Annotated in this window: 10 protein-coding genes and 2 tRNA genes; 6 read left to right on the top strand and 6 right to left on the bottom strand. The window is 53.5% G+C overall.

Going from position 1 to position 12,804, the window contains the following annotated elements; all coding sequences use genetic code 11:
• Positions 1 to 282: 282 nt before the first annotated feature.
• The gene (gene gltX, locus IM265_RS21465; RefSeq protein ID WP_100169902.1) at positions 283 to 1,698 is read left to right on the top strand and encodes a glutamate--tRNA ligase; all 1,416 of its coding nucleotides are present in this window, start codon (positions 283 to 285) and stop codon (positions 1,696 to 1,698) included.
• 52 nt (positions 1,699 to 1,750) lie between these two features.
• Here gltX and IM265_RS21460 read toward each other — a convergent pair whose 3' ends face one another.
• Together IM265_RS21460 and IM265_RS21455 are read right to left on the bottom strand one after the other, a co-directional pair.
• Positions 1,751 to 2,134 (bottom strand): YfeC-like transcriptional regulator, encoded by a 384-nt coding sequence (locus IM265_RS21460; RefSeq protein ID WP_032644902.1) that lies wholly within the window; start codon positions 2,132 to 2,134, stop codon positions 1,751 to 1,753.
• A gap of 1 nt (position 2,135) precedes the next feature.
• The gene (locus tag IM265_RS21455) at positions 2,136 to 2,498 is read right to left on the bottom strand and encodes a YfeC-like transcriptional regulator (protein ID WP_047364140.1); all 363 of its coding nucleotides are present in this window, start codon (positions 2,496 to 2,498) and stop codon (positions 2,136 to 2,138) included.
• Positions 2,499 to 2,715: 217 nt separating this feature from the next.
• On the opposite strand from IM265_RS21455, the gene IM265_RS21450 reads away from it, so the two are divergent.
• From IM265_RS21450 to IM265_RS21440, 3 genes are all read left to right on the top strand, one after another.
• Positions 2,716 to 2,791: transfer RNA gene (locus tag IM265_RS21450), tRNA-Ala, on the top strand.
• A gap of 41 nt (positions 2,792 to 2,832) precedes the next feature.
• Positions 2,833 to 2,908: transfer RNA gene (locus tag IM265_RS21445), tRNA-Ala, on the top strand.
• Between the two features lie 215 nt (positions 2,909 to 3,123).
• Positions 3,124 to 5,313 (top strand): EAL domain-containing protein, encoded by a 2,190-nt coding sequence (locus IM265_RS21440; RefSeq protein ID WP_045631031.1) that lies wholly within the window; start codon positions 3,124 to 3,126, stop codon positions 5,311 to 5,313.
• A gap of 43 nt (positions 5,314 to 5,356) precedes the next feature.
• Here the strand turns inward: IM265_RS21440 and IM265_RS21435 are convergent, their stop codons facing one another.
• A complete protein-coding gene (locus IM265_RS21435) occupies positions 5,357 to 6,544 on the bottom strand; it encodes a NupC/NupG family nucleoside CNT transporter (RefSeq protein ID WP_008501591.1) in 1,188 nt (395 codons plus the stop codon).
• Positions 6,545 to 6,890: 346 nt separating this feature from the next.
• Here IM265_RS21435 and IM265_RS21430 point away from each other — a divergent pair, with 346 nt between their 5' ends.
• Positions 6,891 to 8,129 (top strand): Nramp family divalent metal transporter, encoded by a 1,239-nt coding sequence (locus IM265_RS21430; protein ID WP_028013986.1) that lies wholly within the window; start codon positions 6,891 to 6,893, stop codon positions 8,127 to 8,129.
• 32 nt (positions 8,130 to 8,161) lie between these two features.
• On the opposite strand, the gene IM265_RS21425 is transcribed toward IM265_RS21430, so the two are convergent.
• Complete coding sequence (locus IM265_RS21425) at positions 8,162 to 8,518, bottom strand: DUF2502 domain-containing protein (RefSeq protein WP_049138779.1); 357 nt, start codon at positions 8,516 to 8,518, stop codon at positions 8,162 to 8,164.
• Positions 8,519 to 8,645: 127 nt separating this feature from the next.
• Positions 8,646 to 9,644 (bottom strand): L-glyceraldehyde 3-phosphate reductase, encoded by a 999-nt coding sequence (mgrA, locus tag IM265_RS21420; protein WP_193030376.1) that lies wholly within the window; start codon positions 9,642 to 9,644, stop codon positions 8,646 to 8,648.
• A 186-nt stretch (positions 9,645 to 9,830) separates the two neighbouring features.
• On the opposite strand from mgrA, the gene ipdC reads away from it, so the two are divergent.
• The gene (gene ipdC / locus IM265_RS21415) at positions 9,831 to 11,489 is read left to right on the top strand and encodes an indolepyruvate decarboxylase (RefSeq protein WP_193030378.1); all 1,659 of its coding nucleotides are present in this window, start codon (positions 9,831 to 9,833) and stop codon (positions 11,487 to 11,489) included.
• On the opposite strand, the gene IM265_RS21410 is transcribed toward ipdC, so the two are convergent.
• Complete coding sequence (locus IM265_RS21410; RefSeq protein WP_182035627.1) at positions 11,490 to 12,725, bottom strand: ion channel protein; 1,236 nt, start codon at positions 12,723 to 12,725, stop codon at positions 11,490 to 11,492.
• Positions 12,726 to 12,804 lie beyond the last annotated feature (79 nt).

Below are 12,804 nucleotides of genomic sequence, written 5' to 3'. Positions count from 1 at the left end.
CTCTACCAACTGAGCTAATCACCCCCGCTGTGTGGAGTCGCATTATAGGGAGAGTTGAAAATGAGTCAACGCATTTTCTAAAGTTTTTATTCGTTCGTCGTAAAATTAAACAAAACGATCGCAAAACGGGCGGTGGCGCATGATTTCTAAACAAAAACAGCAAACTCCGCCACGATAAAGGGATCGACATTGAGGAATCCCCCCACAGTGATAGAATATTGCCCATCGTTTTTTCCCCGGGATTTGCCGATTGCCGGCATCTTTATAACGTAAGGCCATTTCATGAAAATCAAAACTCGCTTCGCGCCGAGCCCGACAGGCTATCTGCACGTCGGTGGTGCTCGTACTGCTCTCTATTCCTGGCTTTTTGCACGCCACAACCAAGGTGAGTTCGTGCTGCGTATAGAAGATACCGATCTTGAGCGCTCCACGCCGGAAGCAATTGAAGCCATTATGGATGGTATGAACTGGCTGAACCTGCAGTGGGACGAAGGCCCGTATTTCCAGACCAAACGTTTTGACCGCTATAACGCTGTTATTGATGAGATGCTGGTCGCGGGCACGGCGTATAAGTGCTACTGCTCCAAAGAGCGTCTGGATGCGCTGCGTGAAGAGCAGATGGCGAACGGTGAAAAACCGCGTTATGACGGCCGTTGCCGCCACGACCACAGCGAGCATGCCGCTGATGAGCCATGCGTGGTGCGTTTTGCTAACCCGCAGGATGGCTCGGTGATTTTCGACGACCAGATCCGTGGCCCGATCGAATTCAGCAACCAGGAGCTGGACGATCTGATCATACGCCGCACCGACGGTTCCCCAACCTATAACTTCTGCGTCGTGGTTGATGACTGGGATATGGAAATTACCCACGTTATCCGTGGTGAAGACCATATCAACAACACCCCACGCCAGATCAACATCCTGAAAGCGCTGAATGCACCTGTTCCGGTCTATGCGCACGTCTCCATGATCAACGGCGACGACGGTAAAAAGCTGTCTAAACGTCACGGTGCGGTCAGCGTCATGCAGTATCGCGACGACGGCTATCTGCCGGAAGCGCTGCTGAACTATCTGGTGCGTCTGGGCTGGGCTCACGGCGACCAGGAGATCTTCAGCCGCGAAGAGATGATCGAACTGTTCTCTCTGAGCTCTGTGAGCAAATCTGCCAGCGCATTCAACACCGACAAGCTGCTGTGGCTCAACCATCACTACATCAATACCATGCCGCCGGAATATGTGGCGACTTACCTGCAGTGGCACATTGAGCAGGCAAACATTGATACCCGCACTGGCCCTGAACTGGCGGACCTGGTAAAACTGCTCGGCGAGCGCTGCAAAACGCTGAAAGAAATTGCCGAAAGCTGCCGCTACTTCTATGAAGAGTTTGATGAGTTCGACGCTGACGCCGCGAAGAAGCACCTCCGCCCGGTTGCGCGTCAGCCGCTGGAAGTGGTGCGCGACAAGCTGGCTGCGCTCACCGAGTGGACCGCTGAAAATGTGCATCACGCCATTCAGGCGACCGCAGACGAACTGGAAGTGGGCATGGGCAAAGTCGGTATGCCGCTGCGCGTTGCGGTGACCGGCGCGGGTCAGTCTCCGGCGCTGGACGTGACTGTCCATGCCATCGGCAAGTCACGCAGCGTGACGCGCATCAACAAGGCGCTGGATTTTATTGCAGAACGTGAAAATCAGCAGTAATTAAGCCATCTATAAGAAAAACGGCAGGGTATCCTGCCGTTTTTTTTGCCTTTTATTCGGCAATACCCAGACGAGCAAGAAAACCGCGTATTCCTTCGCGCTTCAGTAAGGTATCCAGACGCTGCTGTTCAAGCTCAGTCATACTCTCCAGCGTTTCGATAATGCCCGGACGCAGACGTGAAGGCTGTTCATTGTAGGATGAGGCCACCTCAGCCAGATGATAAACCGCCTGGCGGTTACGGATAGCCGGGAGGCTCATAATATGCTCCTTCACGCGTGCATCAACGTGAATGAGCCGCGCCCGACCGCCTTTTACGCCATTGAGTCCTTCGGTTTTCCACCCCTGCTGCCGTATCCAGCGATTTACCGTTTGTCTGGCAACACCCAAATTCTCCGCCAACTCTTCCGTGGTCATTTTGCTACGTAGTCTTTTCATATTAATTCTGGTCGCGAATCCCTAAACGTTGCAACAAACCGGTAATCCCTTCCCGCAATAGCAGCGATGTCATCTGCTTCTGCTCTTCCGGCGTCATTTCATTGGCCAGCGTCAGGAGTAGGGTATGAAGTGAACCGTCAGTGCTGATGCCGTCAGGCACAGCGGATGTTTCCGTTGCCCGGCGTGCGCTGCGGATAAAGTCACGCACCTTTTCGTTCACATGCACCAGACGCGCTTTACCCCCCTGGACACCGGGCTTAGGCGACGTTATCCAACCCTCTTTGCGTACCCATTTATTGATGGTCTGTCGGCTATAGCCAGTGAGCAGGGCTAACTCTTCCGGCGTCATTCGTTCCTTGATCATGCAATTTCCTGAATATTCGTGGGGTTAATTAACGGCTCATTTTATAGCACCGTTTTACGTGAAAACGTGACAGGCTTAACTCATGACTGCGAGCAGGCTCGCAAAGTGATTCATTTGCATGATTTTTCGGCGATTGAACCGCGGCTATTGATTTTGCCGTTGACACTCCGCGGCGGAATTCATATTATGCCGCCCGTCAACATGACAGCTTTACGATGGGGCTATAGCTCAGCTGGGAGAGCGCCTGCTTTGCACGCAGGAGGTCTGCGGTTCGATCCCGCATAGCTCCACCAAACTCTGAACCCAACAGAGTGTGGTTAGTAAAGTAACATGTGGGGCTATAGCTCAGCTGGGAGAGCGCTTGCATGGCATGCAAGAGGTCAGCGGTTCGATCCCGCTTAGCTCCACCAAATTTTTAAACCCTCGTCAAAAGACGAGGGTTTTTTTTATGTTTTTGTAACACCCCTAAACGTATTTTGTTGCCAAAATGGTTTTTTTCCATATCCCACCTCAACCGAAATCAATAAATCAGTCTATAAATAGACTTCAACTTGATTCGCGTAATTAATAAACCTATTATCCATTCGGTCAATGATATGAACGGATAATAATCTCCCCCAGCTTAATGAATAGAAAATCGTATAATAATGTAAAGATATTTATAATTGCTCTGGCGATCTGTCTGATTGCGGTTCCCGTTTCCCGTTATCTCTCCCCGCGTGCAATTGTTAATGAACACGACGTTTATTTAGCGTGGCTCCCGTTAAGCGTTATGCTGGCGATTATGCTGTTATTGGGGCGCCGCGGTATTCTGCCTATTCTGATAAGTTTTATGGTTGCTAATATATTTAACGTTAATTTAGCACCACTACAATATTCAGTATTACTGTTCTGTCAGACTTTCTCCGTATTCGCTGCCTGCGGTGTTCTGCGCCTTCTGCTGGGCCGGCGCTGGCGCTACTGTATGCCCAACAGGCACATTGGGTTACGCATATTTTGGCTCGGCTTTATGGTGCCGATAGGCATTAAAATGTCGATGTATCTCGCTGGCTATTTCTTTGATTTTCCGGTCACAATCTCAACTTTCTTCGGCGAAGGAACGGTAATTTATAACGTTGTTGATATTCAAAGCCTGATATGCGCGGCGATGATTTTTACCATGATGTTCTATTATCCGTTAAGAATGATTATTAATCCTCGTTATGCCATCAAGTTCTGGCGGCGAAGTGTGAAGCCCGTGTTTTTACACAAGAAATCATTATATATATTCGTCTGGCTGATGCTGTTAATCGCCATCATCGCAATTTTATGTGCGCCTTTTGAGTCGCCTGTTATTGCAGGCTATTTGATGCCGATTATTTTCATTCTCTTTACGTTAGCGATTAGCCGTCTGAGCTACGCGCTTATCTCTCTGCTGTGGGCCACCTCTGCGCTTCTGCTGTTGACCTACAACTACAACTTTCTAAACGGAGTGGAGTCGGGCCATTCGCTCTCCTTTATCCTGTCGGTACTGATCTCTTTTGCTATCTGCCTGCTTTATATGTCGCGTATCTATCAGCGAAGCGAATGGTTGAAGCAGGGCTGGCAGGACAGAGCGCTCACCGATCCGCTGACCGGATTACCCAACATTCGTGCGCTGGAAGATTTTCTCCTCGACCACCCGGATGCCAAAGTGTGTTGCCTGAGAATGGATAATCTGGAGTTTTTGAGCCGCCATTACGGAATTCTCATGCGGGTGCACTGCAAACGAATGATCACGTCCTCTCTCCAGCCGCTGTTGCAAAAAGATGAGACGCTTTTTCAGCTGCCGGGAAGCGAGCTGGTGCTGGTATTGCTTGGGCAGGGAACGGCCGAGCGCCTCCAGCATATGGTTGATCGGCTGAACAGCCGTAAGATTTTCTGGAACAATACCGGGCTGGATATCGAATTTGGCGCGTCCTGGGGAATGGTCGAAAACGGTGAGAAACTGCACCACACGCTGGGGCAACTGAGCTGGCTGGCCGAGCAATCCTGCGGAGCGCACAACGTTCTTGCGCTGACGAATAGCCTGGAAGCTGCATCAGGACAAACAACGGAGCGTGTCCTGATGCTGGCGCGGATTAAGCACGCCCTGGAGGCGGGGCAGTTCCATTTGTATGCGCAGCCGATCCAGAAGGCGGACGGTAGCGGGTACTACGAAATTCTGGCGCGTATGGAGAGCGAGGGCGAGATCATCACCCCTGACCGCTTTATTCCCCTGATTGCCCAGTTCAACCTCAGCCACCGGTTTGATATGTGCGTCATGGAAAAATTACTGCTGTGGCTGCGCGATCACCCAGCGACGCAGGCTGGCGCCCGTTTCTCTGTCAATCTGATGCCGCTTACGCTGATGCAAAATGAGGTGGCGACTGAGATTTGTGCGCTCTTTGAACGGTACGGCGTTGCGCCTCAGGCTGTCGTGATTGAGATCACCGAAGAGCAGGCCTTCTCCAATTCCGGCTGCAGCATCCACAATATTCAGCAGCTGCGGGATTACGGTTTCAGGATTGCCATCGATGATTTTGGTACCGGCTACGCCAACTACGAGCGTCTGAGACGCCTGCAGGCAGACATCATTAAAATTGACGGCTGCTTCGTGAAAGATATTTGTACTGATGATATGGACGCAATGATCGTCCAGTCGATATGTAATCTGGCGAAGACGAAATCACTGTGCGTGGTGGCCGAATATGTTGAGACGCCAGCGCAGCGGGAGATGCTGCTACGCTTCGGCGTGGACTATCTCCAGGGCTACCTGATAGGCAAACCCAAACCGCTGGAAGAATTGCGGGCATAAAAAAACCGGGAGCAAGTCTCCCGGTTTTTTTTTACGGTAAACGTTACAGAACCAGCGCAGCGATAGAAGCAGACAGGACGCTCACCAGGGTGGAGCCGTAAACCAGTTTCAGGCCAAAGCGAGAAACCACGTTACCCTGTTCTTCGTTCAGGCCTTTAATCGCACCGGCGATAATACCGATGGACGAGAAGTTCGCGAAGGAGACCAGGAATACGGACAGAATGCCTTCCGCACGTGGAGAGAGCGTGCTGGCGATTTTCTGCAGATCCATCATCGCAACGAATTCGTTAGAAACCAGCTTGGTCGCCATGATACTGCCTACCTGCAGCGCTTCATGAGCCGGAACACCCATCACCCATGCGACAGGGTAGAAGATGTAGCCCAGGATGCCCTGGAAGGAGATGCCCAGCACTGCGGCGAACAGGGCGTTCAGTGCGGAGATCAGGGCGATAAAGCCGATCAGCATCGCGGCAACGATAATCGCCACTTTGAAACCTGCCAGGATGTACTCACCCAGCATTTCGAAGAAGCTCTGACCTTCGTGCAGGTTAGACATCTGGATGTTCTCTTCGCTGGCGTCAACGCGATAGGGGTTGATCAGCGACAGAACGATAAAGGTGCTGAACATATTCAGAACCAGCGCTGCAACCACATATTTTGGCTCCAGCATGGTCATGTACGCGCCCACGATAGACATGGAAACGGTAGACATTGCGGTTGCCGCCATGGTGTACATGCGGTTACGGGACATTTTGCCGAGGATATCTTTATACGCGATGAAGTTCTCAGACTGACCGAGGATCAGGGAACTTACGGCGTTGAAAGATTCCAGCTTGCCCATGCCGTTTACTTTGGATAACAGGAAACCAATGCCACGAATAACGAACGGCAGAACGCGGATGTGCTGCAGAATACCGATCAGCGCGGAGATGAAGACGATTGGGCACAGTACCTTCAGGAAGAAGAATGCCAGACCTTCGTCGTTCATTTTACCGAAGACAAAGTTTGTCCCTTCGTTGGCGAATCCGAGCAGTTTTTCGAACATTTCGGAGAAGCCTTTCACGAAGCCGAGGCCTACGTTGGAGTTCAGGAAGAACCACGCAAGTAAAACTTCAATGACCAGCAGCTGGACAACATAACGAATACGAATTTTTTTGCGGTCTGTGCTGACCAGCAATGCGAGTGCAGTAACGACAACAAGTGCCAGGACAAAATGAAGGACGCGGTCCATATTTGCTCCAAATATGAGGCAGGTTTAATTTTCGTGCACATTCTATGTAACAAGCGAAAAGAAAACGAGATCAGGGACACACTATAGTTACATCCTGTGACGAGTCTCAAAATTAGTGATCCACAATACATTTTTGTTATGTTAGGTAAATGAGTGAAAAGTTAAGTTTGTGTGCTACGCTTCACAAATGACCGCGCATTTTCACATTCTGTGATGTCGCACCACCTGCCCATCTATTGTTCTTAGCTATCAGAGAAATCATTTTAAACTCTCTAAATGATCTTGATAATCATTCTCATTTTGATAGCATTAAACATAGCAAAGGCTATATTTCCAGAGGCAGATAATGACAAACAGTCGCGTAGAGGGTAGCAGTGGTAGAGCCGCGCGCAAGTTGCGGTTCGCATTAATGGGACCTGCTTTTATTGCTGCCATCGGCTATATCGATCCGGGTAATTTTGCGACCAATATTCAGGCCGGGGCCAGTTTCGGCTATAAGCTGCTGTGGGTGGTCGTCTGGGCAAACCTGATGGCGATGCTGATTCAGATGCTCTCTGCAAAACTGGGGATTGCCACGGGTAAAAACCTGGCGGAGCAAATTCGCGACCATTATCCCCGTCCGGCGGTGTGGCTCTACTGGGTTCAGGCGGAAATTATCGCCATGGCAACCGATCTCGCTGAATTTATCGGGGCAGCGATTGGCTTTAAGCTGATTCTGGGCGTGTCGCTGTTACAGGGGGCGGTGCTGACCGGGATTGCCACATTCCTGATCCTGATGCTGCAACGTCGGGGTCAAAAACCGCTGGAGAAGGTCATTGGTGGCCTGCTGCTGTTTGTTGCTGCGGCGTACATCGTCGAGCTGATTTTCTCACAGCCGAATCTGGCGCAGCTCGCAAAAGGCATGGTGATCCCAAGCCTGCCAACCTCGGAAGCGGTTTTCCTGGCCGCCGGGGTACTTGGGGCGACCATTATGCCGCATGTCATTTATTTGCACTCCTCGTTGACCCAGCATCTGCACGGCGGGACGCGTAAAGAACGCTACTCGGCAACCAAATGGGATGTGGCAATCGCCATGACCATCGCGGGTTTTGTGAATCTGGCGATGATGGCCACCGCAGCCGCCGCTTTCCACTTTAACGGTCATACTGGTGTCGCCGATCTCGACCAGGCTTACCTCACGCTCGAGCCGTTACTGAGCCATGCTGCTGCCACGATATTTGGTCTGAGCCTGGTTGCCGCCGGTCTCTCCTCCACGGTGGTGGGGACGCTGGCAGGGCAGGTGGTGATGCAGGGATTTGTTCGCTTCCATATTCCATTGTGGGTGCGTCGTTTTATCACCATGCTTCCGTCGTTTATCGTGATTCTGATGGGGCTCGATCCAACGCGAATTCTGGTGATGAGCCAGGTGCTGCTGAGCTTTGGTATTGCGCTGGCGCTGGTGCCGCTGCTGATTTTCACCAGCAATAAAACTCTGATGGGCGAACTGGTTAATACGACGCTGGTGAAACGGGCCGGGTGGGCCATCGTGGTGGTCGTCGTAGCGCTAAATCTGTGGCTGTTGATTGGCACCGCGCTGGGGCTATAAAAGAAAAAGGAGCCGGGAGGCTCCTTTTTGCATTAATGATGACCGTGACCGTGACCGTGACCACCGCGTCCTTTTCCGCCGTGACCCCAGCCGCCGCGGCGGTCGTCACGATCTTTCCAGCCTTCGCGGTAGCCGCGCTCATAAGCGTTGTTTTTATACCAGCCGCGATGCAGGCCGTTATCGTGCCTGCGCCAGCGGTCACCTCGCCATTCATAATGACGGTGCCAGTAGTCACGGTCGCGCCAGTAGCCACCGTCCCAGTATCTGCCGTAGTCGTCACGATCGCCAATTTGTAATTTTACTGATGGCAACAGGGTGATTTCGCCCGCAGTGGCGACGAGCGGGGCCGAAGCCAGTAATACCGCTGCAAGAATCAGTGACCTGAACATACTCTTTCTCCTTCACGATCGGGGCCTTCGTGGGGCCTGTTAACGCAATATTACGAGTTGGTAAAGGCTCGTTTCATCGCCTCAACTCCGAATTCCCGAGGGAGAGCACTTTTTGCTAAAAGTGGTTTTATTTTGAACTGCTCAGGATCTGGTCGATTAGAGAAAGTTCTTCTGCGGTAAACTGGCGGTTTTCCAGCATACCCACGGCATCATCAATCTGAGCCGTTTTGCTGGCCCCGATCAGCACCGACGTGACCTCCTCATGGCGTAACACCCAGGCAAGCGCCATCTGCGAGAGTTTCTGGCCGCGGCTTTCTGCCAGGGCGTTTAGCTGGCGCACCTTCTCAAGCTTCTCTTCGGTGATCTGTTCCGGGTTAAGGAATTGACTGCCGCTTGCCGCACGGGAATCGGCGGGAATACCGTAAAGATACCGGTTGGTCAACTGTCCCCCTGCCAGCGGCGAGAAGGGAATACAGCCGACCCCTTTTTCCTGCAGAACATCCAGCAAACCCTCTTCCGGCGCACGTTCGAACATCGAGTATTTCGGCTGGTGGATCAGGCAGGGCGTGCCCAGGTCATTCAGGATATCAATCGCTTTTCGCGCCAGCTCGGCAGGATAGTTGGATAACCCGACATACAGGGCTTTGCCCTGGCGCACCAGATGGTCAAGCGCTTTCATGGTTTCCTGCAGCGGTGTTTCCGGGTCCGGACGGTGATGATAGAAGATATCGACATATTCCAGCCCCATGCGCTTCAGGCTTTGATCGAGGCTTGCCAGCAGATATTTACGCGATCCCCAGTCGCCGTAAGGGCCGTCCCACATGGTATATCCCGCTTTCGTGGAGACGATCAGTTCGTCGCGCCAGGGCAGGAAATCCTCCTGCAAAATACGGCCGAAATTACGCTCGGCGGACCCCGGAGGGGGACCATAGTTATTGGCAAGGTCGAAATGCGTAATACCCAGATCGAACGCGCGCTGTAAAAGTTGACGGCTATTTTCGATAAGCGTAGCGTCACCAAAGTTATGCCACAGCCCCAGCGAGACCGCGGGCAACCTGAGTCCGCTTCGCCCACAGCGGCGATACTCCATTGTCTGATAACGATTTTTGTCCGGCTGATAACCCATTCGTATGACCTCTCGTGCTGAAGAGAAAAATCAGTGTATACGTTTACATTAACGTGAAAAAAAGCAGCATAACCCAGCATTTTTTTGTAAAGCATTCTTTCCATAGCCTTCTTATCGCCAATTCTGGACAGCCATCACGCTTATTTAATACTCAAAGTGAGGTCAACATCAGAAGGATACCTGTTTATGCGTACCCCGTACTGCGTCGCCGATTACCTGCTGGACCGTCTTACAGATTGTGGAGCCGATCATCTGTTTGGCGTGCCGGGCGACTATAACCTGCAGTTTCTCGACCACGTAATAGACAGCCCGGGCATCTGCTGGGTGGGCTGTGCCAACGAGTTAAACGCCTCTTATGCCGCTGACGGATATGCCCGCTGTAAGGGCTTCGCCGCGCTGCTGACGACGTTTGGCGTCGGCGAATTAAGTGCCATGAACGGCATTGCGGGCAGCTATGCCGAGCACGTTCCGGTGCTGCATATTGTTGGCGCGCCGGGGATGGCGTCTCAGCAAAGAGGGGAACTGCTGCACCATACGCTGGGCGATGGTGAGTTCCGTCATTTTTACCATATGAGCGAGCCGATCACCGTTGCACAGGCGATCCTGACCGAACAAAACGCCTGTTATGAAATCGACCGGGTACTGACGACGATGCTCCGGGAACGTCGCCCCGGCTATTTGATGTTACCTGCTGATGTGGCAAAAAAAGCCGCTACGCCGCCTGTAAACGCTCTCACGCTTCGGCATGCCCATGCCGATAGCGCCTGCCTGAAAGCGTTCCGGGATGCTGCGGAGCGTCAACTGGCAGCGAGTAAGCGTACCGCGCTGTTAGCGGATTTTCTTGTCCTGCGCCATGGGCTGAAGCACGCGCTGCAGAAGTGGGTGAAGGATGTGCCGATGGCGCATGCCACGATGCTGATGGGCAAAGGCATATTCGACGAACGTAACGCCGGTTTTTACGGTACCTACAGCGGTTCGGCCAGTGCCGGTCCGGTAAAAGAGGCGATAGAGGGGGCGGATACGGTGCTGTGCATCGGCACGCGTTTTACCGATACTCTGACGGCCGGGTTTACCCATCAGTTAACGCCTGCACAGACAATAGAAGTCCAGCCTCATGCCGCCCGCGTCGGCGATATCTGGTTTACCGGCATCCCGATGGCCCAGGCCATTGAAGCGCTGCTGGAGCTGTGCAAACAGCATATTCACGATAAGCCTGTTCCGGCATCGCACAGCGCGATGAATTTCCCTCAGCCGGACGGCTCACTTACGCAGGAGAATTTCTGGCAAACGCTGCAAACGTTTATTCGCCCGGGAGACATCATCCTGGCCGATCAGGGCACCTCGGCCTTCGGCGCGATTGACCTGCGTTTGCCTGCCGACGTGAATTTTATCGTCCAGCCGCTGTGGGGCTCGATCGGTTACACCCTGGCCGCAGCGTTCGGTGCGCAAACGGCATGCCCGAACCGGCGGGTGATTGTGCTGACGGGGGATGGCGCGGCACAGCTGACCATTCAGGAGCTCGGGTCAATGTTGCGTGATAAACAACACCCCATCATTCTGGTGCTCAACAACGAAGGATACACGGTTGAAAGGGCAATTCACGGGCCGGAACAGCGTTACAATGACATTGCGCTATGGAACTGGACGCAAATCCCGCAGGCCCTGAGCCTCGATCCTCAGGCCCAGTGCTGGCAAGTCAGTGAAGCGGAGCAGCTGGCGGACGTGCTGGAAAAAGTGGCGCACCACGAGCGGCTCTCGCTAATTGAGGTGATGCTGCCAAAAGCGGATATCCCGCCGCTGCTGGGAGCGATTACCAAAGCGCTGGAAGCGCGCAATAGCGCCTGATTATTTGTCGTTTCGCCAGGCCATCATCATCGGTTTGCCCGCCAGCAGGAGCCAGGCGGGCAACATCACGATGCAGAGCAGCGGGAACAGCGTCGAATCCGGCACCACCACCGCCGCCATAAACAGGCTCAGCCATGCATCGCGTGTCACCACCAGTACCAGCCCCAGAATAGAGCAGGATACGGTAATCGCCGCCGGAACCGCGTCGACATGCTCGTGCAGCATCAGCCCCAGCGCCACGCCGACAAACACCGCCGGGAAGATACGCCCGCCGCGGAAACCGCACGCTGCAGCAACGACAAGCGCCGCCAGCTTGATGACGGCAAACAACAGGTAATCGGACACGCTAAATACCTGGCTGAAGGCCAGCTGCTGCATCTCGTCCAGACCTTTGAACAGGGTCACCGTTCCGCCAATTGCGCCTAAAACACCGAGGATTAGCCCCCCTGTTCCCAGAATCAATACCGGATGTTTGAGTTTATGCACCAGCCGGTGCAGGCGCGGAAGACACCATACCGCCACCATGCCCAGCGCGATGGCGATCACGACGACGATGGCGCCGCTGAATATATCTGCAATCCGCATCTCTCCGTAGTGCGGCAGAGAGAGGGAAAAATGGGGATGGAAAAACAGGCTTGTCGTCAGCGCGCCGGCAGCCGCGGCCATCAGTGGAGCGAACAGCTTATCCCAGAGCGGGACGTCGTTATCACTGGCCAACGTCTGAGAAAAGATCAGGGCAGCAGCGACAGGCGTGCCAAAAAGCGCCCCGATGGTGCCTGCGGAGGCGAGGATGGTCCAGTCCAGCGCGCCGACGCGAGGCAGAATGCGTGCGCCGAGGAATACCGCCAGGCCAATATTCACCGCCATAATCGGATGCTCGGGACCCAGGCTGACGCCGCCCGCCAGGCCCACGATCAACGCGACGATTAGCCCCGGCAGTGCAGAGGGGGGAACCGGAGCGCCAATCAGAGGTTCCAGCGCCGGGTCCGGTCCGGCGTGGCCGGGACTGAAACGGATCGCCAGACCCACCGCAATACCGGTTAACGTCAGCATCAGGATGATCCACGCCGAAGAATCCGCGGTGACCCCCAGTTTTGCCGGAAGCGCTGTCCATAAGAGAGTTTGCAGCACCGACGCGATTTTCATCACGACGATAAGGACCAGGCTTGAGGCCACGCCAATGATCAGCGCCGGAATTGCCAGCAACAGCATGGTTCTGGCTCGCGGGTGGAGCATGATGATTTCCTTGTACAAAATGCAATGACGTTACTTTGCATATTAAGCCTTATGGCAATAGTGCAAAAGGTGCTGAAAC

Origin of the sequence: Enterobacter cloacae complex sp. P17RS (assembly GCF_014895885.1) — a bacterium.
Lineage (GTDB): Bacteria > Pseudomonadota > Gammaproteobacteria > Enterobacterales > Enterobacteriaceae > Enterobacter > Enterobacter bugandensis.
Note: the sequence above shows the minus strand (reverse complement) of the source record. Positions and strands in the feature narration are given on the sequence as shown.

Excerpts from the sequence above, each read along its gene's own strand:
- gltX (WP_100169902.1), top strand. The coding sequence starts at position 283 with ATGAAAATCAAAACTCGCTTCGCGCCGAGCCCGACAGGCTATCTGCAC.
- IM265_RS21460 (WP_032644902.1), bottom strand. The coding sequence starts at position 2,134 with ATGAAAAGACTACGTAGCAAAATGACCACGGAAGAGTTGGCGGAGAAT.
- IM265_RS21455 (WP_047364140.1), bottom strand. The coding sequence starts at position 2,498 with ATGATCAAGGAACGAATGACGCCGGAAGAGTTAGCCCTGCTCACTGGC.
- IM265_RS21440 (WP_045631031.1), top strand. The coding sequence starts at position 3,124 with ATGAATAGAAAATCGTATAATAATGTAAAGATATTTATAATTGCTCTG.
- IM265_RS21435 (WP_008501591.1), bottom strand. The coding sequence starts at position 6,544 with ATGGACCGCGTCCTTCATTTTGTCCTGGCACTTGTTGTCGTTACTGCA.
- IM265_RS21430 (WP_028013986.1), top strand. The coding sequence starts at position 6,891 with ATGACAAACAGTCGCGTAGAGGGTAGCAGTGGTAGAGCCGCGCGCAAG.
- IM265_RS21425 (WP_049138779.1), bottom strand. The coding sequence starts at position 8,518 with ATGTTCAGGTCACTGATTCTTGCAGCGGTATTACTGGCTTCGGCCCCG.
- mgrA (WP_193030376.1), bottom strand. The coding sequence starts at position 9,644 with ATGGGTTATCAGCCGGACAAAAATCGTTATCAGACAATGGAGTATCGC.
- ipdC (WP_193030378.1), top strand. The coding sequence starts at position 9,831 with ATGCGTACCCCGTACTGCGTCGCCGATTACCTGCTGGACCGTCTTACA.
- IM265_RS21410 (WP_182035627.1), bottom strand. The coding sequence starts at position 12,725 with ATGCTCCACCCGCGAGCCAGAACCATGCTGTTGCTGGCAATTCCGGCG.